Origin of the sequence: Clavibacter sepedonicus, assembly GCF_000069225.1 — a bacterium.
Classification (GTDB): Bacteria; Actinomycetota; Actinomycetes; order Actinomycetales; family Microbacteriaceae; genus Clavibacter; species Clavibacter sepedonicus.
Genome location: NC_010407.1, coordinates 1,420,565 through 1,446,072, shown reverse-complemented (window position 1 = coordinate 1,446,072; position 25,508 = coordinate 1,420,565). Strand labels below are relative to the sequence as shown.

At 72.0% G+C, this 25,508-nt stretch carries 21 protein-coding genes; 3 read left to right on the top strand and 18 right to left on the bottom strand.

Annotated elements, in window-relative coordinates; translation table 11 throughout:
* Positions 1-126 precede the first annotated feature (126 nt).
* The 13 genes from CMS_RS06800 to CMS_RS06740 form a co-directional block, all read right to left on the bottom strand.
* Positions 127-1,377 (bottom strand): FtsQ-type POTRA domain-containing protein, encoded by a 1,251-nt coding sequence (locus CMS_RS06800; protein ID WP_223842751.1) that lies wholly within the window; start codon positions 1,375-1,377, stop codon positions 127-129.
* Complete coding sequence (gene murC / locus CMS_RS06795; protein WP_012298752.1) at positions 1,374-2,804, bottom strand: UDP-N-acetylmuramate--L-alanine ligase; 1,431 nt, start codon at positions 2,802-2,804, stop codon at positions 1,374-1,376. Before murC ends, CMS_RS06800 begins: the two co-directional genes overlap by 4 nt.
* Positions 2,805-2,851: 47 nt before the next feature.
* Positions 2,852-3,955 carry an undecaprenyldiphospho-muramoylpentapeptide beta-N-acetylglucosaminyltransferase gene (gene murG, locus CMS_RS06790; RefSeq protein ID WP_012298751.1) on the bottom strand — a complete coding sequence of 368 codons (1,104 nt, stop codon included), beginning with the start codon at positions 3,953-3,955 and terminating at the stop codon, positions 2,852-2,854.
* Positions 3,952-5,241 carry a putative lipid II flippase FtsW gene (gene ftsW / locus CMS_RS06785; RefSeq protein ID WP_012298750.1) on the bottom strand — a complete coding sequence of 430 codons (1,290 nt, stop codon included), beginning with the start codon at positions 5,239-5,241 and terminating at the stop codon, positions 3,952-3,954. The genes murG and ftsW overlap by 4 nt, the downstream gene beginning before the upstream one ends.
* A complete protein-coding gene (gene murD / locus CMS_RS06780; RefSeq protein WP_012298749.1) occupies positions 5,198-6,742 on the bottom strand; it encodes a UDP-N-acetylmuramoyl-L-alanine--D-glutamate ligase in 1,545 nt (514 codons plus the stop codon). Before murD ends, ftsW begins: the two co-directional genes overlap by 44 nt.
* A 2-nt stretch (positions 6,743-6,744) precedes the next feature.
* Positions 6,745-7,854, bottom strand: coding sequence for a phospho-N-acetylmuramoyl-pentapeptide-transferase (gene mraY / locus CMS_RS06775; protein WP_012298748.1), 1,110 nt, complete (start codon positions 7,852-7,854; stop codon positions 6,745-6,747).
* Entirely contained in the window at positions 7,848-9,257 is a 1,410-nt protein-coding gene (locus tag CMS_RS06770) for a UDP-N-acetylmuramoyl-tripeptide--D-alanyl-D-alanine ligase (protein ID WP_041464927.1), read from the bottom strand. The genes mraY and CMS_RS06770 overlap by 7 nt, the downstream gene beginning before the upstream one ends.
* A gap of 1 nt (position 9,258) precedes the next feature.
* Positions 9,259-10,803, bottom strand: a complete 1,545-nt coding sequence (locus CMS_RS06765) for a Mur ligase family protein (protein WP_012298746.1) — start codon at positions 10,801-10,803, stop codon at positions 9,259-9,261.
* A gap of 12 nt (positions 10,804-10,815) precedes the next feature.
* Positions 10,816-12,597, bottom strand: a complete 1,782-nt coding sequence (locus CMS_RS06760) for a peptidoglycan D,D-transpeptidase FtsI family protein (protein WP_041464491.1) — start codon at positions 12,595-12,597, stop codon at positions 10,816-10,818.
* 92 nt (positions 12,598-12,689) lie between these two features.
* Complete coding sequence (locus CMS_RS06755; protein ID WP_012298744.1) at positions 12,690-13,364, bottom strand: hypothetical protein; 675 nt, start codon at positions 13,362-13,364, stop codon at positions 12,690-12,692.
* On the bottom strand, positions 13,361-14,317 hold the full coding sequence (gene rsmH / locus CMS_RS06750; protein ID WP_012298743.1) for a 16S rRNA (cytosine(1402)-N(4))-methyltransferase RsmH: 957 nt from the start codon (positions 14,315-14,317) through the stop codon (positions 13,361-13,363). Before rsmH ends, CMS_RS06755 begins: the two co-directional genes overlap by 4 nt.
* 103 nt (positions 14,318-14,420) lie before the next feature.
* On the bottom strand, positions 14,421-14,852 hold the full coding sequence (gene mraZ / locus CMS_RS06745) for a division/cell wall cluster transcriptional repressor MraZ (RefSeq protein WP_012038555.1): 432 nt from the start codon (positions 14,850-14,852) through the stop codon (positions 14,421-14,423).
* Between the two features lie 338 nt (positions 14,853-15,190).
* A complete protein-coding gene (locus CMS_RS06740) occupies positions 15,191-15,586 on the bottom strand; it encodes a DUF3040 domain-containing protein (protein ID WP_012298742.1) in 396 nt (131 codons plus the stop codon).
* Between the two features lie 77 nt (positions 15,587-15,663).
* Between CMS_RS06740 and CMS_RS06735 the strand changes: the two genes are divergently transcribed.
* Entirely contained in the window at positions 15,664-16,785 is a 1,122-nt protein-coding gene (locus CMS_RS06735) for a polyprenyl synthetase family protein (RefSeq protein WP_012298741.1), read from the top strand.
* A 52-nt stretch (positions 16,786-16,837) separates the two neighbouring features.
* Here the strand turns inward: CMS_RS06735 and CMS_RS06730 are convergent, their stop codons facing one another.
* Positions 16,838-17,179 carry an Rv2175c family DNA-binding protein gene (locus CMS_RS06730; protein ID WP_041464490.1) on the bottom strand — a complete coding sequence of 114 codons (342 nt, stop codon included), beginning with the start codon at positions 17,177-17,179 and terminating at the stop codon, positions 16,838-16,840.
* A gap of 212 nt (positions 17,180-17,391) precedes the next feature.
* On the opposite strand from CMS_RS06730, the gene CMS_RS06725 reads away from it, so the two are divergent.
* Both CMS_RS06725 and pknB read left to right on the top strand, forming a co-directional pair.
* Positions 17,392-18,672 (top strand): LysM peptidoglycan-binding domain-containing protein, encoded by a 1,281-nt coding sequence (locus tag CMS_RS06725; protein WP_012298739.1) that lies wholly within the window; start codon positions 17,392-17,394, stop codon positions 18,670-18,672.
* Positions 18,673-18,754: 82 nt separating this feature from the next.
* On the top strand, positions 18,755-20,704 hold the full coding sequence (gene pknB / locus CMS_RS06720) for a Stk1 family PASTA domain-containing Ser/Thr kinase (RefSeq protein ID WP_041464488.1): 1,950 nt from the start codon (positions 18,755-18,757) through the stop codon (positions 20,702-20,704).
* A gap of 75 nt (positions 20,705-20,779) precedes the next feature.
* Here the strand turns inward: pknB and CMS_RS06715 are convergent, their stop codons facing one another.
* From CMS_RS06715 to CMS_RS06700, 4 genes are all read right to left on the bottom strand, one after another.
* Positions 20,780-21,946, bottom strand: a complete 1,167-nt coding sequence (locus CMS_RS06715; RefSeq protein WP_086935954.1) for an IS30-like element ISCmi3 family transposase — start codon at positions 21,944-21,946, stop codon at positions 20,780-20,782.
* Positions 21,947-22,233: 287 nt separating this feature from the next.
* Entirely contained in the window at positions 22,234-23,604 is a 1,371-nt protein-coding gene (locus CMS_RS06710; RefSeq protein ID WP_012298736.1) for a class II 3-deoxy-7-phosphoheptulonate synthase, read from the bottom strand.
* 59 nt (positions 23,605-23,663) lie between these two features.
* Positions 23,664-24,353: a lysophospholipid acyltransferase family protein gene (locus CMS_RS06705; RefSeq protein WP_012298735.1), complete on the bottom strand. Its 690-nt coding sequence runs from the start codon at positions 24,351-24,353 to the stop codon at positions 23,664-23,666.
* An 80-nt stretch (positions 24,354-24,433) separates the two neighbouring features.
* Positions 24,434-25,399: an ROK family glucokinase gene (locus CMS_RS06700; RefSeq protein WP_012298734.1), complete on the bottom strand. Its 966-nt coding sequence runs from the start codon at positions 25,397-25,399 to the stop codon at positions 24,434-24,436.
* Between the last annotated feature and the right edge of the window lie 109 nt (positions 25,400-25,508).

The window sequence follows — 25,508 nt, the reverse complement described above, 5'->3', positions numbered from 1 at the left end:
GCTAGAACCTTCGACCTCCGGTGGAGGCTTAGAGTTTACTCAGTATGCATTTCCTGATCCCGACGTTAGGGGGCTCGGGGTCGGGGAGACGACTCCCGTGCCGCGTGTCGCGAAGGCCGGTCGGGATCAGGGTCCGGCGACGGGCGCGTCGGGTGCCGACACGTCGTAGGAGCCCACGTCGCCGCGGGCCTTCACGAGCGCCTGCAGCACCTGCGCCTTGTCGACCGAGCGCTCGCCGCTCCCCCACAGCACCTTCTTGCCGCTGCGGAGGGTGAGCATCACGTCGTCGGTCGTGTTCGCCTGGATGCTGTCGACCTGCGGCAGGAAGTCCGCGGGCAGCGCCACGAGCACGGCGGCCGCGGCCTGGAAGCGAGGGGACGAGAAGTCCGCGCTCGGCAGGTCGATGAGCGGGTAGCCGTCGGGGCGCGCCGTGGCGCGTTCGATCGTGATGCCCGCGGGATCCACGAGGTCGAAGCCCGCGCCCGACTGGATCACGGCCACGGGCGTGCGCTCGACGATGCGGATCACGAGCGTCGACGGGGGGCGGCTCTCGGTGCTGTAGCTGCGGATGAGGGGGAACGCGCGGAGCTCGTCCCCGACGCGGTCGAGGTCGACGAGCGGGAGCGGCGTGCCGACCTGGTCGGAGAGCGCCGCCTGGATGCTCTGCGGCGAGACGCGGTCGGCGCCCTCCACCTCGACGGTGCGGAGGGCGAGCAGCGGCGAGTACACGGCGATGCCGACGACGATCGCCAGGGTGAGGACGGCGCCGAGCGCGCCGAGGAGCCCGGCGCGGCGACGACGGGTGCGCTGGGTGAAGCGGCGCACCTCCTGGCGCTCGTAGCGCTGCCGCTCGCGACGGGCTCGCCGCAGCTGGCGGCGCGCCTCCGCGTCGCCGGTGGCCGCGCTCGCGGGGCGGGCGGGGCGGTGGGACCGGGGCGTGGGTTCCCCGTCCACGTCCGCGTGGGTGCGTCGGCGGAGCGGCTTCGCGGCGGCCGCGGTCTCCGCGGTCCGGCGCGCCCGTGCGCCGAGCCGCCCGGCCAGGCCGCCGGTGCGGGACGTCTCGGGCTCGCGGCCCGTGCGCGGCACGGGCGGTGCCTCGACCGGCGCCTGCGCGAGGTGCGGCAGGACGATCGGCTCGGTGTCGGGCTCGTCGTCGTCGCGCCAGGCCGCGCGGGGGCGCGGGGGCGCGGGCGGCGTGGGGGCGGGCGTCGCGGGGGATGTGGGCGCGCGCGTCGCGGGCGGGGGCGTGGGCGTCACGGGCGCGGCGGGGCGGGATCCGCGGCGACCACGGGCCTCCGCCTCGGCCGAGCCGGTGGGGGCGTCGGGCGCGGGCGGCTTCGGGACCCGCGGCCGGTCGAAGCCCTCGGGCCGCTTCACTCGCGGGGCCGGGAGGACGCGGCGGGCTGCGCGGATCCGGCGGGACGCTCGAGGGCGCCGATCACCTGCGGGATGATCCGGTACACGTCGCCGCAGCTGAGGGTCACGATGAAGTCGCCGTCCCGCGCGATCTCGGCCGCGCGGTCGGCGGCCTGCTGCCAGTCGGGCAGGTAGTCGACGTGGCTCGCATCGGCGAAGCGCTCGGAGACGAGGGCGCCGGTGACGCCCGGGATCGGGTCCTCGCGGGCGCCGAAGACGTCGAGCACGATCGTGTGGTCGGCCAGCTCCTCGTAGACGCGCGCGAAGTCGCCGGCCATCATCTGCGTGCGGCTGTAGAGGTGCGGCTGGTGGACGGCGATGATGCGCCCCTCCCCCACGACCGTGCGCGCGGCCTCGAGCGCCGCGCGGACCTCGGTGGGGTGGTGCGCGTAGTCGTCGTAGACGCTGACGCCGCGGACCTCCGCGTGCAGCTCGAAGCGCCGGCTGGTGCCGGAGAAGCCGGCCAGGCCGGCGATGGCGTCGTCGGGATCCACGCCGAGGCCCACGAGCACGGCGTAGGCGCCCGCGGCGTTGATCGCGTTGTGGCGTCCGGGGACGCGGAGCGCGGCACGGCGGGAGACGCCGTCGTGCGTGAGGGTGAAGGCGACGGGGCCGTCGGTGACGATGTCGGTGATCCGGATGTCGGCGGCGGGGTCCTCGCCGAAGGTCACGACGCGGCCCTCGATGCGGGCGGTCACGCGGCGCGCGCCGGGGTCGTCGCTGGAGATGACGACGAGCTCCGAGGCGGCGCTCGCGAAGCGCACGAACGCGTCGTCGAAGGCCTCGTGCGAGCCGTAGTGGTCGAGGTGGTCGGCGTCGACGTTCGTGATGAGCGCGACGGCCGTGTCGTAGAGGAGGAACGAGCCGTCGGACTCGTCGGCCTCGACGACGAACAGCTCCTCGGATCCGGGGGCGCTCGAGACGCCGATGCCGCCGATCACGCCGCCGTTCACGAAGGACGGGTCGCGGCCCGCCTCGAGGAGCGCGGTGACGATCATGCCCGTCGAGGTGGTCTTGCCATGGGCGCCGGCGACCGCGACGAGGCGCTGCCCCGAGATGAGCCAGGCGAGCGCCTGCGAGCGGTGCAGGATCGGCAGGCCCCGCTCCTTCGCGAGCACGTACTCGGGGTTGTCCTGCCAGAGCGCGCCCGTGACGACGAGCGCGTCGGCGTCGCCCACGTGCGCGGCGTCGTGGCCGACGTGGATCTCGGCGCCCAGCTCCCGGAGCGCCTGCACGGCGTCGGAGTCGCGAGAGTCGGATCCGGTGACGCGGTGCCCGGCGGCGAGGAACAGGCGGGCGATCCCGCTCATGCCGGACCCGCCGATGCCCACGAAGTGGACGCGCCCGAGCTCGGTCGGGATGTCCATGGTCAGGTCGGGTGCGATCACGTGCGGTCTCCTCGGGAGGTGGGAAGCGGGCGGGCGGCGGCGCGCGGTCAGCGCCGCACGGCGGGCCGGGAGGGTCGGGACGCGACGGCGTCGCGGACGAGGTCGGCCATGCGGGCCGCGCCGTCGCGCGTGCCGACGGAGGCCGCCGCCTCGGACATGCGCGCGAGCGCCGCCGGGTCGGACAGGAGCGGGACGACGTGCGCGAGCACCCAGTCGGGGGTGAAGTCGGCGTCGGCCACGACGATCCCGCCGCCGGCCGCGACGACGCCGCGGACGTTGACGGCCTGCTCGCCGTTCCCGACCGGGTACGGCACGTAGACCGCGGGGATGCCGACGGCAGTGAGCTCGGACAGGGCGCCGGCGCCCGCGCGGGAGACGACGAGGTCGGCCGCGGCGATGGCGAGCTCCATCCGGTCGGAGTAGCCGACCACGTGGTAGCGCTCGACGCCCGGGTCGGTGAACTCCTGTGCGCCGCCGACGATGTGGAGGATCTGCGCGCCCGTCGCCGTGATGCGCTCGGCCACCTGCACCACCGTGCGGTTGAGGCTGCGGGCGCCCGTGGATCCGCCCGTGACGAGCAACGTCGGCCGGTCGGCGTCGAGGCCGAGCTCGGCGCGCGCGGCGTCGCGGACGGCGTCGCGGTCGAGGGTCGCGATCTCGCGGCGGAGCGGCATGCCGACGACCTCGGCGCGCGGGCCGAGCGCCGTGCCGGGGAACGTGATCCCCACGGCGGTCGCGACGCGGGCGCCCAGCCGGTTGGCGAGCCCGGGCGACGCGTTGGCCTCGTGGACGACGACGGGGACCCCCGAGCGGCGCGCGGCGAGGTAGGCGGGCGCGGCCGCGTAGCCGCCGAAGCCGACCACCACGTCGACGCCGCGCTCGGCGATCATGCGGCGGATCTGCCCGACGGCCCGCGTGAACGCCGGCGCGAAGCGCACGGCAGCACCGTTCGGGCGACGCGGGAACGGCAGGCGCGCGATGGTCAGCAGCTCGTAGCCGCGCGCCGGGACGAGCCGCGACTCGAGGCCCTCGCGCGTGCCGAGGACGAGGATCGTCGACCCCGGCTCGCGGGCGCGCAGCTCGTCGGCCACAGCGAGCAGCGGATTCACGTGCCCCGCGGTGCCGCCGCCGGCGAGCAGGTAGACGGTCACGAGCGCATCCCGATGACGGCGGGCACGACGTCGGGCGACTCCTCCGTCGTGGGCCGCCGCGCGAAGCCCAGCACGATGCCCATCGCGACGAGCGTCGTCACGAGCGACGAGCCTCCGGACGACACGAACGGCAACGGCACCCCGAGCACCGGGAGCAGGTTCAGCACCACGCCGATGTTCACGAACGCCTGCACGATGATCCACGTCATGACGGCGCCCGTCGCGACGCGGGCGAACGTGTCGGTGTTGGCGCGGATCACGCGGATGAAGCCGATGGCGAGGACCACGAACAGGAGGATGACGACGATCGCGCCGATGAGGCCGAGCTCCTCGCCGATGATCGCGAAGATGTAGTCGTTGTCGGCCTCGGGCAGCCACATCCACTTGGCCTTCGAGTTGCCGAGGCCGACGCCGAAGATCCCGCCGGCCGCCAGCGCGTACAGGCCGTGGGTCGACTGCCAGCAGCCGCCCGCGTAGTCGCACTGGCCGGTGAGGAACTCGGTGACGCGGCGCATGCGGCTGTCGCTGATGACGGTCATGAGCACGGCGAGCACGGAGCCGATCGTGAGCATGAGCGTGAGCTTGCCGATGGGGATGCCCGCGAAGAACAGGGCGCCGAGCACGATGCTCGCCATGATGATGACGGTCCCCAGGTCGCCCCCGAGCGCGACGAGGCCGACGGCCCCGCCCGCGACGGGCAGCACGGGGATGAGGATGTGCGGCCAGGTGCGCAGCAGGTGGCGCTTCCTCGCGAGGATGAACGCCAACCAGATCACGAGGCCCACCTTGATGAGCTCGGCGGGCTGGAACGTGGTGCCGGCGATGCGGATCCAGCCGATGTTCTCGCCGACCTTCACGCCCATGGGGCCGAAGACGAGCAGCTGCACGGCGGATGCCGCGAGGAGGAGCACCCACGCCCAGCGCTTCCAGAACATGGGCGGCACCAGCGAGACCAGGAGCATGAGCGGCACGCCGATGAGCGCGAACATGCCCTGCTTGAGGAAGATGCCGAAGAAGCCGCCGCCGGCCACGAACGAGTCGATGCTCGACGACGACAGCACCATCACCAGACCGAAGACCACGAGGAAGAGCGTCGTGCCGAGCAGCAGGAAGTAGGAGCCGCTCTCCGCGTGGAAGGCGCGGCCGAGGTGGATCCGCGCGGCGAGGCCGCGGCGCTGCGTCCCCTCCTGCGTGGGCTCGTCGGTCGCCTGCGGGGTGCGCGGACCGCGGAGGCCCGGCGCGTCAGCCGCGCGAGGGGTCCGCGTCGTTCTCGGGGGCAGTGTCATCCGCCGCACCTCCCAGGTGGTGGTCGACCGCGGCCCGGAATCGGCGTCCGCGATCGGCGTAGTCGGTGAATTGGTCCATGGATGCCGCCGCCGGGGCCAGCAGGACGGTGTCGCCCTCCCGGGCCACGCCCGCCGCGAGCCGCACGGCGGACCGCATGACCTCATCAGTGTCGCTCTCGGCCACCTCGAGGACCGTGACGTCGGGCGCGTGTCGCGCGAATGCCGCGAGCAGCTCGGCACGCTCGACGCCGATCACGATCGCGGCGCGTAGGCGTGCCGCGTGCGCCCGGATCAGGTCGTCGAGCTCGACGCCCTTGAGGAGGCCGCCGACGAGCCACACCACCGAGGGGAACGCCGCGAGCGACGCGGACGCGGCGTGCGGGTTGGTGGCCTTCGAGTCGTCGACGAACGCGACGCCGTCGCGCTCCCCGATCCGCTCGATGCGGTGGCTGTCGAGCTCGAAGCGCTGGAGCGCCTGCCGCACGACCGCCGGCGAGACGCCATAGGACCGGGCAAGGGCGGCCGCGGCCAGGACGTTCTGCACGATGTGCGGGGCGGCCAGCCCGACCGCGCGCAGCTCGTCGAGCGTGGTCAGCTCGAGGGCGCTCGTGAACCGCTCCTCCAGGAACGCGCGGTCGCAGAGGATGTCGTCGACGATGCCGAGGTCGCTCGGCCCCGGCGCGTCGAGCCCGAACCCGATGGCGCGCGCGCCGTCCTGGACGTTGGCGTGGCGGAGGGCGTCCTCGGTGGCGCGGTCGGCGCGGTTGTAGACGCACGCGACGCGCGTGTCGGCGTAGACGCGGCCCTTGGCGGCGGCGTACGCCTGCCGGGATCCGTGCCACTCGAGGTGGTCGTCGGCCAGGTTGAGGAAGGCGCTCGAGTACGGCCGCACCTCGCGCATGTAGTGCAGCTGGTGGCTCGAGAGCTCGACGACGAGCACGTCGAAGCCGTCCGGGTGGCGGACCACGTCGAGCACGGGCAGGCCGATGTTCCCGCACGGGACCGCGCGGACGCCACCCTCCTGGAGGAGAGCTGCCGTGAGCTGCGTGGTCGTGGTCTTGCCGTTAGTGCCGGTGATGGTGATCCACTCGGCGGGCGTGCCCGTCTTGTCGCGCACGCGCCAGGCGAGCTCGATGTCGCCCCACAGCGGGATCCCCGCGTCCGTCGCCCACGCGGGCAGCGGGTGGGTGGGCGCGTAGCCGGGCGACACCACCACGAGCTCGGGTGCGAAGGCCACGAGCTCGGCGGGCACGGGCTCCTCGTCGGTGGGGCGCACCAGGCGCCCGCCGATCACGTCGAGCAGCGCCAGCCGCTCGGGTGACGTGTCGGCGGCGACCACGAGCACGTCCGCGCCGAGCTCGATCAGGGTGTCGGCCACCGAGAAGCCCGTGCGGCCGAGGCCGAGGACCGCGACGCGGAGGCCCGTCCAGTCGTCGTGCCAGCTGTGCAGGTAGTCGGGTCGCGCGTGCGCCTGGCCGTCGTGGAGGGGAGCGTCCGTCATCTCTACTGCGTGATCCATTCCAGGTAGAAGGTGCCGACGCCCGCCGCGACCAGCAGGCCGGCGATGATCCAGAAGCGCACGACGACCGTGACCTCGGCCCAGCCCTTGAGCTCGAAGTGGTGGTGGAGCGGGCTCATGAGGAAGATGCGCTTGCCCTTGGTGATCTTGAAGTAGGCGCGCTGCAGCACCACCGAGCCCGCGACGATCACGAACAGGCCGCCGATGAAGACGAGCAGCAGCTCGGTGCGGCTGAGGATCGCGAGGGCCGCCAGGGCGCCGCCGAGGCCGAGGGAGCCGGTGTCGCCCATGAAGATCTGCGCGGGCGAGGTGTTCCACCAGAGGAAGCCGATGAGGGCGCCGACGATGGAGGCCGCGATGATCGCGAGGTCGAGCGGACTCGCCACCTCGTAGCAGCGGTACTCGTTCTGGTAGCTGGAGACGCTGTCGCACGACTGGTTGAACTGCCAGAAGCCGATGATCACGTACGAGCCGATCGAGAAGATCGACGCTCCGGCCGCGAGCCCGTCGAGCCCGTCGGCCACGTTCACGCCGTTGGAGGCGCTGGCGACGATGAGGCAGATCCAGACGATGAACAGGCCCGTGCCGATGACCGCGCCGAGCGCCATGAAGTCGAGCGGCAGGTCGCGGAACAGGCTGATGGCGGTCGACGCCGGCGTGAGGCCCGACACCGGGTCGCGCAGCGTGATGGCGAGCACCGCGAACACGGTGGCGACGATGACCTGGCCGGCGATCTTCTGCCAGCCGCCGAGCCCGAGGGATTGCTGCTTGCGGGTCTTCAGGTAGTCGTCGAGGAACCCGACGAAGCCGAGGCCGACCATCATGAACACGACGAGGAGGCCCGACGGCGTCACGGGGTCGAAGCGGATCCCGTCCCACGTGAGCAGGTGGCCCGCGAAGTAGCCGATGACGCTCGCCAGGATGATGACGATGCCGCCCATGGTCGCGGTGCCGCGCTTGGTGTGGTGCGACTGCGGACCGTCGTCGCGGATGAACTGGCCCCACTGCAGCCGGTGGAACAGCTTGATGAACAGCGGCGTCAGGAAGAGCGTGAAGACGAGCGAGATGGCGCCCGCGCCGAGGAGGGCTACCACGAGTACTTCTCCCCCAGCTCGTCCCCGAGGAAGCGGAGTCCCGCGGAGTTCGAGGACTTCACGAGCACGAGGTCGCCGTCGCGGAGGATCCCGTCGAGGATCTCGCGGGCCTCGGCCGCGTCCTCGGCGAAGATCGACTCGCCGTCCCATGACCCCTGCCCGATGGCCTCGAGGTGCAGGCGGCGCGCGGGGCGGCCCACCACGACGAGCTGGCCGATGTTGAGGCGCACCGCGAGGAGGCCCACGCGGTCGTGCTCCTCCTCGGAGAACTCTCCGAGCTCGCTCATCTCGCCGAGGACGGCGACCGTGCGCTGCTCCGGGCCGCGGATCTGCGCGAGGGTGCGGAGGGCGGCGGCCATGGAGTCGGGGCTCGCGTTGTAGGCGTCGTTGATCACGGTCACGCCGTTGCCGCCGAGCACCTCCATGCGCCACCGCTCGGCACGCTGCACGGTCTGCAGGGCGGAGACGATGGCGTCGCCGTCGACGCCGAGCGCCCACGCTCCCGCCGCGGCGGCCAGCGCGTTGGTGACGTGGTGCTCGCCGAGCACGCGGAAGGACACGGGACGGGTGGATCCGTCGGGCAGGTGCAGCGTGAAGGTCGTGCCCGCGGCGGACGCGACGATGTCGGTCGCGCGGACGGCGGCGCGGGCGTCCCGGCCGAACCAGAGCACGGGCGCCTGGGTCTTGTCGCTCATGGACGCGACCCTCGGGTCGTCCGCGTTGAGCACGGCGGTGTCCTCGGGCAGGAGGTCCTTGACCATCTCCGTCTTCGTCACGAGCGTCCGCTCGATGCCGCCGAAGCCGCCGGCGTGCGCGAGGCCCACGGTGAGCACGATGCCGACGTCGGGCTTCGCCATGCGGATCAGGCGCGTGATCTCCCCGAGACCGCTCGCGCCCATCTCGGCGACCAGGAACCGCGTCGAGCGCGTCACCTTGAGCATCGTGAGCGGCGCGCCGACCTCGTTGTTGAACGACGCGACGGGCGACACGGTCTCGCCCTGGGTCTCGAGGATCGCGTGGAGCAGGTTCTTGGTCGTGGTCTTGCCGTTGGACCCGGTGACCGCGACCATCCGGAGCTCGCCGAGCGCGCGCACCCGCGCGACGACCTCGTGCGCCAGCCGGCCGAGCGCGTCGACGACGTCGGGCACGAGCACCTGGGGCACGGGCAGGTCGAGCTCGCGCTCGACGAGGAGCAGCGCGGCGCCGGCCTCGACGGCCCAGGGCGCGAACAGGTGGCCGTCGGTCTCCTCGCCGGGCTTGGCGACGAAGATCCCGCCGGGCCCGATGAGCCGGCTGTCGGTGTCGACGACGCCGTCGACGACGGTCTGCGCGGTCGCGTCGCCGCGCAGCAGGAGGCGGCCGTCGACCGCCTCGGCGATCTCGGCGAGGGTGAGGGCGATCATGTCAGCTCCAGCCTGCGTCGCGGAGGGCCGCGCGCGCGTCGTCACGGGCGGAGAACGGGATCTTCTTCCCGGCCACCTCGTGGTAGTCCTCGTGCCCGGGTCCGGCGACGAGGATGGTGTCCCCCTCGCCGACCAGCGACACCGCGGTGCGGATCGCGGTGGCGGGGTCGGGCACCTCGTGGATCTCGCGGTCGGGCACCGCGGCCCGCGCGCCCGCGATGAGGCTCGCCCGGATGGACGCCGGGTCCTCGTAGCGGGGGTGGTAGTCGGTGATGACCACGACGTCCGCGAGGCGGGCCGCGATGGCGCCCATCTCCGCGCGCTTCGTCGTGTCGCGGTCGCCGTCGGCGCCGAACACCATCACGAGCTTGCCGGGCGTGAACGGCCGGAGCGCCTGCAGGGTCTGCTCGAACGCGTCCGGGGTGTGCCCGTAGTCGACGAAGAAGAGGGGCCCGGTGTCGCCGGACACCCGCTCGGCGCGACCCGGGATGTACGCCTGGATGCCGCCGTCGCGGTCGAGCACGTGGGCGACCGCGTCGAGGTCGTAGCCGGACTCGACGAGCATCACGATGGCGAGCCCCGCGTTGGCGGCCATGAACCAGCCGGGCACGGGCACGCTGGAGACGAGCACGCGGTTGTCGGGCCCCTCGAGGCGGAAGCCGGTCGAGTCGGGCGTCTGCTCGAGCACGGTGACCCTCCAGTCGGCCTCGATGCCGGGCTGGGCGGAGATGGTGGTCATCGGGATCCGGGACTGCTCCACGATGCGCTGCCCCCACACCGTGTCCAGCGAGACGACGCCGCGGCGCGCGCGGTCGGGGTCGAAGAACGCGGCCTTGGCCTCGAAGTACTCCTCGAAGTCCGCGTAGTCATCGAGGTGGTCGTGGCTCAGGTTGATGAACGCGGCCACGTCGAACACGAGGCCGTCGACGCGGTGCCGCGTGAGGGCCTGCGCCGAGACCTCGATCGTGACGGCTCGGACCTCGGCCTCGCGCATGCGGGCGAGGAGCGCGTGCAGCTCGCTCGCCTCGGGCGTGGTGAGCCGGCTGGTGATGCTCTCCTCGCCGATGCGGCGCTCGGCCGTCGACGTGAGCCCGGTCACGACGCCGAGCTGGCGGAGCAACCCGTCGAGCAGGTAGACCACGCTCGTCTTGCCGTTCGTGCCTGTGACCCCGTACAGCGTCGCCGGGTTCTCCGCCGAGCGGTGGACCCACGCGGCGATGTCGCCGAGGGCCGCACGGGGGTCGGGGGTGAGGATCACCGGCAGGCCGGAGTCCCGCGCCTCGGCGAGCCCGTCGGGGTCGGTGAGCACCGCGACCGCGCCGCTGGCGGCCGCGTCGGAGGCGAAGCGCGCGCCGTGCACGCGCACGCCGCGGAGCCCCACGTAGAGGTCACCCGGTTGCACGTCGGAGGAGGACAGGGTCACGCCGGTGACCTCCACGTCGTCCACGTCGCCGACGACGTCGAGCGCGAAGTCGCTCACCAGGCCGGACAGCGACCGTGCGACGGGATGCTCGGGGCGGAGGGCGGGAGTGGCAGGGAAGGTCATCGCCCTCATCTCTCAGTAGGTCGTCGGGAGGTTCGGGGACGGCACGCTGGAGGGCGGGACCCGGTAGGTCTTCAGTACCTGGGACATGATCTTCTGGAAGACCGGCGCCGCGGCCGCCGAGGACTTCATGGTATCCGGATTGGCCAGGCTGATCGACACGACGTACTGGGGGTCCTCGGCCGGCGCGAGGCCCGCGATCGACACCAGGTAGTTCTTGCCGTACTTGCCGTCGGCCTCCGCGACCTGCGCCGTGCCCGACTTCGCGGCGACCCGGTAGCCCGGGATCGTGAGGTCCTTGGAGAGGTGGCCGTCGGTGACGACCGTCTCGAGCATGTTGACGGTCGAGTCGGCGGCCTGGGGCGAGATGACCTGCGTGCCGGTCGTGTCCGGCTGGTCCGTCACGGTCCCGTCGGCGGCCTTGCAGCCGGAGACGAGCGACAGCGGCAGCTTCACGCCGTGGTTGCCGATGGTCTGGTAGATGCTCGCGACCTGGAGCGCCGTCGTCGTGAGGCCCTGGCCGAACATGGTCGCGTAGTTGGTCTGCGGGTCCCACTCCTGCCAGGGGCGGACGAGGCCGCTGCTCTCGCCGGGGAAGTCGATGGCCGTCTTCTCGCCGACGCCGAACGCCTTGAGGTAGTCGTAGCGGTCGGAGGCCGACAGGCGCTCGCCGAGCGCCGAGATGCCCGTGTTCGAGGAGTCCATGAGCACGCCCGCGAGCGTGAAGTGGAGGTCGGGGTGCACGTAGCTGTCGCTGAGCTTCACGTTCGGACGGGTGAACGTGTAGGGCGCCACCACGTGCGTGCCGGCATCGGCCTTGCCCGAGTCGAGGAGGGCGGCGGCGGTCACGGCCTTGAGCGTGGATCCGGGCTCGAACGGCGAGCTGAACGCCCGGCTCCCCCGGTCCTCGGGCTTCGTGGCGGACACGTCGTTGGGGTCGACGGACGGATACTCGGCGACCGCGAGGACCTTGCCCGTCTTCACCTCGACGATGGTCGCGTGCCCGTAGTCGGCGCCCACCTTCACGGCTTGCTCGGCGACCGCGGTCTGCGCGAAGTACTCGAGGTCGGTGTCGATGTTGGTCATCACGTCGCTGCCGTCGACGGCGGGCTTCTGCGTGACGGTGCTGCCGGCGATGGGCACGCCGTCCGCGCCGCGCTCGTAGGTCTGGGCGCCGTCCTGGGCGGCGAGGCACGAGTCGTACTCCTGCTCGAGCCCGGCCTTGACCGTCCCGTCGCCCGCGATGTACCCGAGGATGCTGCCCGCGATCTGCCCGTTGGGGTAGGTGCGGCTCGAGACGGCCTGGAAGTAGATCCACGGGATCTTGAGGTCCCGGATGGCCAGGTACGCGTCGACGTCGACGCCCTTGGTCACGTAGCCGAAGAGCGACTTCGGGTCCTTGGCGAGCGCGCCCGTGATGAGCCCGTCGATCTCCTCGGGCTTCTGCCCGGTGATCGCGCCCAGCTGCGCCTCCGCGTCGGCGAGCGAGACGTCCTGCTTGACCGGCTTGCCGTCGTCGCCCGTCACGGTCCGGGTGAAGTCGCCGGCCTTGGAGGGGTCCATCGTCACGTCGTAGCGGAGGACGCTGTCCGCGAGCACCTTGCCGTCCGCGTCGTAGATGCTGCCGCGCACGCCGGGGAGCGTCTGCGAGATCGCCCGCTTGCCGAGCGCCTCCTCGTTGAGCTCCGTGGCCTGCACGACCTGGATGTCGATGAGCTTGACCACGAAGACCCCGATGACGGCGAGGATCGCGATGAGGGAGAAGGCGATGCGCCGTCGGTTCGAGATCGTGCTCACTCGGTAGTTCCTCTCGATGCCTGCGATGCGGTGCGGTGCTCCGTCGGAGCGGTGTCGTGCGGTGGCCGCTGCCCCTCGGGGGGGGGGCGGCGTCAGCGGGTCTGCGGGGTCGGGATCGCCGTGGCCGACGCTAGCCCGGAGGCCGCGCCCGACACGGGAGGCGCGCTCGGGGTCCCGGCGGTCACACCGCCGGCGGACTCCGCGGACCCGGGGATCGCGGAGCCCGGGTCGACAGCGGCCGCGCCGTCCTGCGCGGTCGCGGCCTGGAGGGCGGCCGCGCGCTTGGCCGGGTCGCTCTCGATGGTGAGCGGGACGCCGGAGAGGAGCGAGTTGCCGATGAGCGTGTCCGCCGTCAGCGCCGTCGTGGCGCCGTCCTTCGCCTGCGGCGTGCCCTGGATGGTGCCGTCGAGGGAGAGGAAGGAGGGCGATGCGCTCGCCACCATGCCCAGCGCCTGGGCGTTCCGTGCCAGGTTCTGCGGGGACGACAGCCTGTCGACGTCCTCGGTGAGCGCCTGGTGCGTGCGGTCGAGCTCCTTCTGCTGCTGCTGGAGGGACTGGATCGCGTACGCCCCGTCGGACAGGCCGATGGAGAGCAGCAGCTGCGCGAGGAGGACGACGAAGAGCCCGCCCACGACGATCACGGCGTAGACGGTGCGCGGACGGGCGCGGCGCTGGCCGCGGGTGGCGACGACCTCGATGTGGCGGGTGGGCGGCTCGGCGGACGGCCGGATCCGGGGACGCGCGGTCGCGCGTGCTGCATCGGTCATGCGTGTCGCCTCCTGGCTCGTTCGGCGGCGCGCAACCGGACGGAAGCGGCGCGGGGGTTCTGGGCGATCTCGTGCTGGTCCGCGAGCTCGGCGCCGCGGACGAGGAGCTTCAGCTCGGGACGGTGCTCGGGGAGCTCGACGGGGAGGCCGACGGGCGCGGTGCTGGTGGACCGCACGCGCAGCTCGCGCTTCACGATGCGGTCCTCGAGCGACTGGTACGACTCGACGACCACGCGACCGCCGACGGCGAGCCGGTCGATCGCAGCCGGCATGGCGCGCGCCAGGACGCTCAGCTCCTGGTTGACCTCGATGCGCAGCGCCTGGAACACGCGCTTGGCCGGGTGCCCGGCCCGCTGCACCGCGGCGGGCGTGGCCTGCTGGATGATCTCCACCAGCCGCGCCGACGTGGTGATCGGCTCCACCTCGCGGGCCTGGACGATGCGGCTCGCGTAGCGCGGGGCGAGCTTCTCCTCGCCGTAGTCGTAGAAGATCCGGCGCAGCTCGAGCTCGTCGTACTCCGCCACCACCTGCGCGGCGGTGAGGCCCGCGGTCCCGTCCATGCGCATGTCGAGGGGCGCGTCCTGCGAGTACGAGAAGCCGCGCTCGACGCGGTCGAGCTGGAGGGACGAGACGCCGAGGTCGAAGAACACTCCCTGGACCTCGCCGATGCCGAGCCCGTCGAGCGCCCGGCCGATCCCGTCGTAGACGGTGTGCACGAGGTGCACCCGGTCGCCGAAGCGGGCGAGCCGCTCCCCCGCGATGGCGAGGGCGTCCGGGTCGCGGTCGAGGCCGACCAGGCGCAGCCCGGGCAGCGCGTCGAGGAACGCTTCGGAGTGGCCGGCCATCCCGAGGGTGGCGTCGACCAGGACGGCGCCCTCGCCCTGGAGGGCGGGGGCGAGCAGCTCGAGGCACCGCTCGAGGAGGACGGGGGTGTGGATGTCGTCGAGGGCCATGGCATCCCGCTGCCCTGTCCGCGGCTCCTGATCCCCATCCGTCCCGACCTGCCACCGGGGAAGTGCGGCAGGGCGTCGGACGGCTGGGAGTCAGGGGCCGGGGTCAGAACAGGCCGGGGATCACCTCCTCCGCGGTGTCGGCGAACGCGCTCTCGTTGGCGGTGAGGTACTCGTCCCACGTGCCGGCGTCCCAGATCTCGACGCGGCTGCCCGCGCCGATGACCGCGAGCTCGCGGTCGAGGCCCGCGTAGGTGCGCAGAGCCTGCGGGATGGTGATGCGGTGCTGCTTGTCCGGCGTCTCGGCGTTCGCCCCGGACAGGAAGACGCGCATGTAGTCGCGCGCCTGCTTGCTCGCGAGCGGGGCCTGGCGCATCCGGTCGTGCAGCTCCTCGAACTCGCGCGTCGTGAACACGTAGATGCAGCGGTCCTGGCCGCGCGTCATGACGACGCCGCCCTCGAGCTCGTCGCGGAACTTCGCGGGGAGGATGAGCCGCCCCTTGTCGTCGAGACGAGGCGAATGGGTGCCGAGGAACACACCGACACCCCCTGTCTCTCCGGCCGTGGTTCAGGACTTGCTCCACTTTACTCCACAGCCCTCCACTCACCGCCAGGGATGCGAGGCAAATACGCGGCGCGTGTCCCCCGATGCCCGCGGATACGGGGTTTGTGCCGAGGGGAGGGATGTGGAGGGGAATCACGCGACCGGCGCGCCGCGGACACGCAGAAGCGCCCCGCGAGCGGTCGAGGGACCGCACGGGGAGCGCCGGGGAGAGATGCGGATGGTGCTGGGGACACGAGAAGGGGCCGATCCCGGTTCGGGATCGGCCCCTTCGGGTCGAGTGGAGGGCGGTGGAGGACCGCCTCAGGTGGAGGTCAGTCCTGACCGCCCTGGCGCTTCTCCCAGCGCTCGTTGATGCGGTCCATGAAGGAGGACGACGAGGCGGGTCGCTTGCCGGGACCGCGGCCAGCGGCCCGGGGCGGGGTCGGGGCCGACGCATCGGCGGCCGCATCGCGCGGGCTGAAGATGAGGAGCGCCCCGATGATCGGGATCGCGAAGCCGAGGATGCCGATGATGGCCAGCTTGGTGATGACGCCTGCTGCCAGGGCAGCGATGCCGAGGACGATGACCAGGACGCCGACCACGACCATCGTGTAGTTGGGTCTGCTGCGTCGGCCGCTGACGGTCGCCACGAAGTCTGCGTCGTTGCGATAGAGACTGCGCTCCATCTCCTCCAGCAGGCGCTGCTCTTGCTCGGAAAGCGGCATCATGTTCCCCTCAGGCTCGGGACGACGCGTTGGTGTTCACCTGTGGATTCTAGCTCCCTGCCCCTGGCTAGGCTAGGCGGGTGCCCGAAAGCGACCGCCTCGTCAGCCACGTCCAGACCCGCCTCGACGACTTCCTGACGGCGCAGGCGGCGGGACTCCGGGAGATCAGCCCGGATCTTGTGCCCATCCAGGAGTTCTCCTCGGATCTGCTGAGAGGCGGGAAGCGCTTCCGCGCGCAGTTCTGCTACTGGGGCTGGCGGTCGGTCATCGACCTCGAGCCCTCTCCCGCCGGACGCCCGCAGGGCGAGGAGCGACCGGGGTACCGCGCGGTGGTCGGCGTCGCCGCGGGCCTCGAGATCTTCCACGCCGCGGCCCTCATCCACGACGACATCATCGACCGCTCCGACACGCGGCGAGGCCGTCCCGCTGCGCACCGCCGCTTCGAGGCGCTGCACGCGGCGAGCGGCTGGGGCGGATCGTCGGCGGGCTTCGGCGAGGCCGGGGCGACCCTCCTCGGCGACCTCCTCCTGGGATGGAGCGACGAGCTGCTCATCGACTCGCTCCTGGCGCTCGCGGACGGGTCCGCCGCCCGTGCCACCCGCGCGGAGCTCGCGACGATGCGGACCCAGGTCACGCTCGGCCAGTACCTCGACGTGCTCGAGGAGGTCGCGTGGCCGACCGTCCCCGAGGACGACACGCTCGCCCGTGCCCACAACGTGATCGTCTACAAGTCCGCGAAGTACAGCATCGAGGCTCCGCTCGTCGTCGGCGCGAGCCTGGCGGGCGCGACGCCCGAGCAGGTCGCGGCGCTCCGAGCCGTCGGACTGCCGCTCGGCATCGCGTTCCAGCTGCGCGATGACGTGCTCGGCGTCTTCGGCGACAGCGCCGTGACCGGGAAGCCGAGCGGCGACGATCTCCGGGAGGGCAAGCGCACGGTCCTCATCGCGCTGGCCCGACGTCGGCTGCCGGACGGGGTGCGCCGGACGGTCGACGCGCTCCTCGGGGATGCGGACCTCGACGACGAGCAGATCCGGGCGCTCCAGTCGGTCCTGCGCGAGAGCGGTGCCCTCGACGAGGTCGAGGGGATGATCGCGCGCTACGTGCGGGAGTCCCTGGCGGCGCTGCGTGACGCACCGATCGGGGCCCGCGCGAGGAACCAGCTCGAGCTCCTCGTCGACAGCGTCACCCGTCGCGTCACCTGAGACGACGGCGACGGGGTCGCCGCTCACGACGCGGCGTGGACGCGGACGCGGGTCAGGCGCTGGCCTGGGCGACCCGTCGCACCTCGGCCTTGCGTCCGGCGAGCAGGGCGTCCACGGGGGCCGCGCCGAGGCTGGGCTCCTCCGTGAGGAGCCAGTGCATGGCCTCCTCGTCGGTGAAGCCGTTGTCGCCGAGCACGATGACGGTGCCCCGGAGCTCGGACAGCGGCTCGCCGTCGCGCAGGAACACGGCCGGCACCTTGAGCACGCCGTCGAGGCGGACCGCCAGCAGGCGCCTGTCCTCGATGAGCCGGCGCACGCGGCTGACGGTGAGACCCAGGAGGTCGACGAGATCGGGGACGGTCAACCACTCACGGTCGGCATAGGGCTCGTTCACGCCTCACATGCTGGCACGTCCTGAGTCGACGTCGGCACCGGGCGTGCGGGCGCGGGGCGCTCGACGATGCCGTTCGTCTGCCTATCCGCCGAAGACGCATGTCGCTGTTCACTCCAGTCACATCCGTCCCTTATGTGCCCTTTCCTCTCGCTGCGTGTTAACGTGGAACACCTGCATCAGGGAATCGAGCACGACGGCCGGAGTAGACCAGCATGCCCATGACCGAACCCACCTCTCCTCGGGACCCCAGCCGGTCCTCGGACACCGCCACAGGACGCTCGGCGAATCGCCGCTCCAAGGCGCTCCTCGCGACCATGCCCATCGTGCTCGTCGGCTCCCTCGCGGTGAGCCTCGGCATGGCGACACCTGCCGAAGCCGCACCCGTCAAGCGCGTGCCGAAGGCCAAGTCCGGCCCGACGCAGACCAAGCTCCCCCGCGTCGCCGCTCCGACGGCAGCCCCGGCAGCGGCCCCCACCGTGGCCGCGCCCTCCACGTACGTCGTCGAGCAGGGCGACACGGTCTCGAGCATCGCCGGGCAGTTCGGCCTCTCCACCGCATCCGTCCTCGCGCAGAACGGCCTTGGCTGGAAGACCACGATCTTCCCCGGCCAGACGCTCACGCTCGGCGGCTCCGGCTCCGGCTCCTCGACGGCGGCTCCCGTCGCCGCGCCGACCGGATCCAGCGCGAGCTACACGGTCGTGGCGGGCGACACGGTGACCGGCATCGCCGGCAAGCACGGCGTCTCGACGTCGTCGGTACTCCAGGCGAACGGCCTCCAGGCCACGAGCACGATCTTCCCCGGCAACCGCCTCACGATCCCGGGAGCGGGATCCTCCGCGGCGCCGGCGACGCCCGCGACCCCGACCAGCGCATCCCCCGCCGCGAAGCAGGGCCTCTCCGGGACGTACACGATCGCGACCGGCGACACCCTGCACAGCATCGCGACGAAGTCCGGGGTCACCGTCCAGGACCTCCTCAACGCCAACGGCCTCAACTGGTCGAGCATCATCTACGCGGGCAGCAAGCTCACCATCCCGCACGCGTCGACCGCCGTGGTGCAGGTCGCGTCGCTCGACGGGACCACGATCATGACCGACGAGATGCGGAGCAACGCGCGCGTCATCGTCCAGGTCGGGCGCTCGGCCGGCGTCAGCGACTACGGGCTCGTCATCGCGCTCGCGACCGCTGCGCAGGAGTCGACGCTCCGCAACCTCGACTGGGGTGACCGCGACTCGATCGGGCTGTTCCAGCAGCGCCCGAGCCAGGGTTGGGGCCAGCCCGCTCAGCTCAACGACCCCGTGTACGCGGCGCGCGCCTTCTTCGGCGGCAGCGTCAACCCGAACCCCGGAGCCACGCGCGGCCTCCTCGACATCGCGGGATGGAAGTCGATGACCGTCACCCAGGCCGCGCAGGCCGTCCAGTACTCCGCGTACCCGGATGCCTACGCCAAGTGGGAGGCCTCCGCCTGGGCGTGGCTCGACGAGATCGGCTGACGCGGATCCGCACGCGCACACGGGCGGCGGCGCACCGGTGTGCCGGGGAGGCCTCGGCACCGGCGATCCCTAGAATCGACCAGTGACCTCCAGCCCGACCGACCCCATGATCGGCCGTCTCCTCGACGGTCGGTACCAGGTCAGGTCCCGCATCGCGCGCGGCGGGATGGCGACGGTTTACGTCGCCACCGACCTCCGGCTCGAGCGTCGCGTCGCCGTCAAGGTGATGCACGGCCACCTCGCCGACGACAGCGCGTTCCGTGACCGCTTCATCCAGGAGGCGCGCTCGGCCGCGCGGCTGGCGCACCCCAACGTCGTCAACGTGTTCGACCAGGGCCAGGACTCGGACATGGCGTACCTGGTCATGGAGTACCTCCCCGGGATGACGCTGCGCGAGCTGCTGCAGGAGTACGAGCGGCTGACGCCCGAGCAGACCCTCGACATCCTCGAGGCCGTGCTCTCGGGCCTCGCCGCCGCGCACAAGGCCGGCATCGTCCACCGCGACCTGAAGCCCGAGAACGTGCTGCTGGCCGACGACGGGCGCATCAAGATCGGCGACTTCGGCCTCGCGCGCGCCGTCAGCGCGAACACCGCGACGGGGCAGGCGCTCCTCGGGACCATCGCCTACCTCTCCCCCGAGCTCGTCACCCGGGGCATTGCCGACACCCGCAGCGACATCTACGCGGTCGGCATCATGATGTACGAGATGCTCGCGGGCGAGCAGCCGTTCAAGGGCGAGCAGCCCATGCAGATCGCCTACCAGCACGCGAACGACCAGGTGCCGACCCCCAGCACGGCCAACGCGTCCGTCCCCGTCGAGCTCGACGAGCTGGTGCTGTGGGCGACCGCGCGGGACCCCGAGCAGCGTCCCCGCGACGCCCGGGCGCTCCTCGATGAGCTCTACGCCGTGCAGAACCGGCTCGACGCGCGGTCGGGCGACCCGGCGCCGCTCCAGCGCACCGTCGTCTTCCCGAGCGCCCCCGCGCTCCCGCCCGTCACGACCGGCGAGACGCAGGTGGTGGGCGGACCTCTCGTCATGACGCGGCAGGAGACCGAGCGCACCGAGCCGGAGTCCGTCGTCGCGCTCGCGGCGGCCGGATCGCGTCGTCGTTCGCGCGGCTGGATGCTCGCGCTCCTCGTCGTGATGCTCGCCGCCGTCGCCGGCGGCACGGGCTGGTACTACGGCCAGGGCCCGGGCGCGCGCGCGCCCGTGCCCTCCGTCACGGCGATGGCCGTCGACGACGCGGCGGGGACCCTACAGGGGCAGGGCTTCGTCGTCGCGCGCGCGGAGGAGCCGAGCGTGGACGTCGAGGTGGGGCACGTGACGCGCAGCGTCCCGGCATCCGGGACGCCCGTCGACCAGGGATCCACCGTGACCGTGTACGCCTCGACCGGACCGCGGCTCCTCGACGTGCCCGACGTGGTCGGGGCTGCGGAGGCGGACGCCCGCACGCGGTTGGAGGGCGTGCCCTTCGTCGTGCAGGAGGCGACCGTCCGGCAGTACGGGGACGCCGCCGAGGGCACCGTCGTGCAGGTGCTGGATTCGTCGGGAGCCCCCGTCGGAGCGCAGTACCCCGAGCAGCAGACGGTGACCCTCGTGGTCGCCGCAGGCAAGATCCCCCAGGTGAACGGCCGCTCCGTCGACCAGGCCAAGGCGACGCTCGGCCAGGCGGGGCTCGTCGGCGAGCCGGGGAAGCAGAGCTTCAGCGACGACGTCGACGCGGGCGAGGTCATCTCGGTCTACGCCCTCGACCAGAACCCGGTGCGTTCGGGACTCGGCGACGCCCCCGGCAGCAAGGTGGGGCTCGAGATCTCCAAGGGGCCCGACCTGGTCGCGGTGCCGAAGGTGGTCGGCCTCACGCGCGATGGCGCGAAAGCCGAGCTCGACAAGGCGGGCTTCAAGTACGCGTACTCCGCCTTCTGGGACGCCCTGCCCGACAGCATCACGAAGGTCGCGTCGGCGACCCCGGATGCTGGGGCCATGGTCCGCCGTGGGTCCACCGTCAACCTCGGGATCACCGCCTCCGGCTGATCCGCCTCGGCGCGCATGGCGATGCCCCGCCACCTCCGAGGGCGGATTCTCGTGGTCGTCGCAACACCTGATGATTTAGATGGTTGTCAGTAGAGCACGCATTCGCTCGGCTGGGGTGTCCCAGTCGAGCGTTTTGCGTGGTCGGCCGTTGAGCTGCTGAGCGACATGTTCGAGGTCGGCGGAGGTATGGGCGGCGAGATCGGTGCCCTTAGGGAAGTACTGGCGCAGGAGTCCGTTGGTGTTCTCGTTGCTGCCGCGTTGCCAGGGTGAGTGCGGATCGCAGAAATAGACCGGGATTCCGGCCTGGATGCTGATCTGGCGGTGGCTCGCCATCTCAGCGCCCTGGTCCCAGGTCAACGATCCACGTAGGTGTGCAGGCAGGGTGCTGATCAAGGGCACGAGCACGTCACGGACTTCCTCGGCGGTATGCCCGCCGGGGAGATGGCCGAGCATGACGTAGCGGGTGGTGCGTTCGACCAGAGTCACGATCGCGGACTGTGAGCTCGTGCCGACGATCAGATCACCCTCCCAATGCCCAGGGACTGCCCGGTCCTCGATCTCCGCGGGCCGGTCAGCGATCATGACCATCGGGTCCACGAACCGTTGAGTGCGATGCTCTGGGCGGGTGCGGGGTCTGCGGCGGGTGCGGCCGGTGCGTAACGCGTCGGCGACTTCGCGGCGCAGTCCGCCGCGGGCCTGGACGTAGATCGCTTGGTAGATCGTCTCCGTGCTCACCCGCATACTCTCCTCGCCCGGGAACTCCCGAACCAGCAGGCGGGAGATCTGCTCCGGTGACCAGCGCAGCATCAGCTTGCGTGCGACGTAGTCCCGCAGCGGCCCGTCCTGAGCGAGCTTCGCCCGCTTCGGACGAGAGCGGCTCGCTGCCCAGGCCCGGTGCGCCGCGTGGGGCTGGTAGGTCCCCGCGACCGTGCGGGCATCGAGCTCGCGTTTGATCGTCGATGCCGGCCGACCCAGAACCCGCCCGATCGCGCGCAGCGACAGGTCCTGACGGCGCAGATCCGCGATCGTCTCCCGCTCGATCACGGTCAGGAACCGCGGATGCAGAACAGCGTCGACAGCGGGCAGACGCGGTCCCGTGACCGTAGCCATCCCGGTGTTGTACTCGATCCGCCGACCATCAGCATGAATCCGAACACTGCCCCGCTTCATCCAGCCGCGGTCCCAGTCCTGCGCAGTGCGCTCATGCACACCGACCCGCGACGCGGCTACCCGCCGGGACATCCCCTCCACGCGGAGCCGCTCGTACTCGCCACGCCCTGGATGCCCCGCTGTACCGGACTTCCCGCGCCCACGCACACCAGCCGTGCGCGCCCACCCGTACGCGGTGTTCCGACTCACCCCGACCACAGCCGCAGCAGCCGTGATGCTGCCATCGACCCGGTCCAGTACCTCGAAGAACTCCCGCCGCAACTCACCCGAAACCACGATCCCCGCAACCCCCTGAACTCAGGGTGTTGCGGGGACCACGAGAATCCGCCCAGGGGACGGGGCATCGTCGTGCCGTCGGATCAGCTGCGCGCGGCGGCCAGCTCCTCGGCGACGAGGAAGGCGAGCTCCAGGCTCTGCATGTGGTTGAGCCGCGGGTCGCACAGCGACTCGTAGCGGGTGGCGAGGGTGGCCTCGTCGATGTGCTCGGATCCGCCCAGGCACTCGGTGACGTCGTCGCCCGTGAGCTCGATGTGGATGCCGCCCGGGTGCGTGCCCGCCGCCCGGTGCGCCTGGAAGAAGCCCTGCACCTCGTCGACGACGTCGTCGAAGCGTCGCGTCTTGTAGCCGGTGGGCGTGGTGAGGCCGTTGCCGTGCATGGGGTCGGTGACCCAGAGCGGGTTCGCGTCCGACGCCTTGACCGCCTCGAGCAGGGGCGGCAGCGCGTCGCGGATCCTCCCCGCGCCCATGCGCGTGATGAAGGTGAGGCGGCCGGGCTCCCGCTCCGGGTCGAGCTTCTCGATGAGCTTGTGCACGGTCTCCGGCGTCGTCGACGGCCCGAGCTTGACGCCCAGCGGGTTGCGGACGCGCGAGAGGAAGTCAACGTGCGCGCCGTCGAGCTCGCGCGTGCGCTCTCCGATCCAGATGAAGTGCGCCGACGTGTTGTACGGCGTGCCGGTACGCGAGTCGATGCGCGTCATGGGGCGCTCGTAGTCCATGAGGAGGCCCTCGTGCCCGGTGTAGAACTCGACGCGCTTGAGGTCGTCGAAGTCGGCGCCTGCGGCCTCCATGAACTTGATGGCGCGGTCGATGTCGCGGGCGAGCTGCTCGTAGCGCTGGTTGGCGGGGTTCGCGGCGAAGCCCTTGTTCCAGCTGTGCACCTCGCGGAGGTCGGCGAAGCCGCCCTGCGTGAAGGCGCGGATGAGGTTCAGCGTCGAGGCGGCCGTGTGGTACCCCTTCACGAGTCGGGCAGGATCCGCCGCGCGCGACTCGGGCGTGAAGTCGTAGCCGTTGACGATGTCACCGCGGTACGCGGGCAGCGTGAGGTCGCCGCGCGTCTCGGTGTCGCTCGAGCGCGGCTTGGCGAACTGCCCGGCCATGCGGCCCATCTTCACGACGGGCATGGCTGCGCCGTACGTGAGGACCACGGCCATCTGCAGCACCGTCTTCACGCGGTTGCGGATGGCGTCGGCGGTCGCGCCCGCGAAGGTCTCGGCGCAGTCGCCGCCCTGCAGGAGGAACGCGCGTCCGTCGGCTGCAGCGGCGAGGCGCGAGCGCAGCAGGTCGACCTCGCCGGCGAAGACCAGGGGCGGCAGCAGCGCGATCTCGGCGGACGCGGCGTGGACGGCGGCGGCGTCCGGCCACTGCGGCTGCTGCTTGACCTCGAGCGTGCGCCAGTGGTCGAGGCCGGCGAGGACGTCGGGATGGGCGGGGACGAGGTGCTCAGAGGCCACGGTGGGATCCCGGTTCGTGTCGTGCGCGTGGTGCGCGGTGGAGGCGGTGCGGGCGTCGGTCAGCGGGACGCGCTCGCGCGCTTCTCCTTGACCGAGGTCGCGTAGACGTCGACGTACTCCTGGCCGCTCAGCCTCGAGAGCTCGTACATGATCTCGTCGGTGATGGAGCGGAGGATGAAGCGGTCTCCCTCGAGGCCGGCGAACCTACTGAAATCTAGCGGCTCGCCGATGACCACACCAATCCGGCGGACCTTCGGGATGCGGGTGCCGATGGGCATGATCTTCTCGGTGTCGATCATCGCGATCGGGACGACGGGGACGTCGCCCTCGAGGATCATCCGGGCGACGCCCGTGCGCCCGCGGTACATCCGGCCGTCGGGGCTACGCGTGCCCTCGGGGTAGATGCCGAGCATGCGGCCCTCGGCCAGGACACGGAGGCCCGTGTTGAGCGACGCCTCGGATGCCTTGCCGCCGGAGCGGTCGATGGGGAGCATGCCGGTGGCCGTGAAGAACATCTTCGTGGCCCAGCCTTTGAGGCCGGTGCCCGTGAAGTAGTCGCTCTTGGCGAGGAAGACGAGGTTGCGGTCGACCAGCAGCGGCAGGAAGACCGAGTCGATGAACGACAGGTGGTTGCTCGCGAGGATCACGCCGCCCTTGGCGGGGATGTTCTCGATCCCGGTGACCCAGGGCCGGAACGTGCTCCGGAGGAGGGGTCCGGCGACCAGGTTCTTCATGAACCAGTAGAACATCGTCGGTCACCTTCCGGGTGGGGTCGCATCCAGCATAGGCGGACGCGGGCCCGTGACCCGGCAGGGCGACGCCGGCGAGGTCAGGCTCCGTGGGTGAGCGCGGCGGCGTGCAGGCGGGCGAGGTCTGCGGCGCCCACGACGCCGGCGTCGTTGACGAGCTCGGCGATCCGGAACTCGGGCTCCGGGTGGTAGCCGCGGGCCGGGAGGTGGGCGAGGTACGCCTCGCGGATCGGGTCGAGCAGGAGGTCGCCCGCCTGCGCGACGCCGCCGCCGATGACGAACATCTGCGGGTCGAGGATCGCGCCGATGCTCGCGGCCGCCTCGCCGAGCCAGCCGCCGAGGCGGCGGAGGGCGAGGAGCGCGCCGGGATCGCCGGCCTGGATGAGGTCGCTGACGTCGTGTCCGGTGAGCGCGCCCACCTCGCGACGGCGGGCGGCGAGGCCCTCGCCGTGCGTGCCGCCGAGGTCGGCCAGCTCGTCGGCGGTGCGCAGGAGCGCGCGACCGGATCCGTACTGCTCGATGCAGCCGCGGGCGCCGCACCCGCAGGGCAGGCCGTCCGGCACCACCCGCATGTGGCCGAGCTCGGCGCCCGCGCCGAAGCCGCCGCGGAAGAGCCGGTCGTCGGCGACGATCGCGCCGCCCACGCCCGTGCCGATGGTAAGGGTGACCATGTCGCTGACCAGCCGGCCCGCGCCGTAGCGGAACTCGGCCCAGCCGGCGGCGTTCGCGTCGTTCTCGATGACGATGGGGAGGTCGATCCGGCCGCGCAGCTTCTCGCGCACCGGCTCGTTGCGCCAGTTGATGTTCGGGGCGTAGTAGACGGTGGACTGCGCGGCGTCGATGAAGCCGGCCGCCGCCACGCCGACCGCGACGACGTCCGGGTGCTGGGCGCGGAGCCACTCGACCATGCCGACGACGGCCTCGACTATCGCGTCCGGGCTACCCGCCTCGGTGGGCGTGCGCTCCTCCGCCGCGATGACGCCGAGCTCGTCGACCACGGCTCCCGCGATCTTCGTCCCGCCGATGTCGATCCCTATTGCATGCACTCCGCGGGCCCTTCCCTCTGTCTCGCCAGTCGATCCTACTGACGCGCCGGACGCCCCCGACCGGGGACGAGCGCCCGGGAGGGCGCCGCCGATAAGCTGACCACATCCA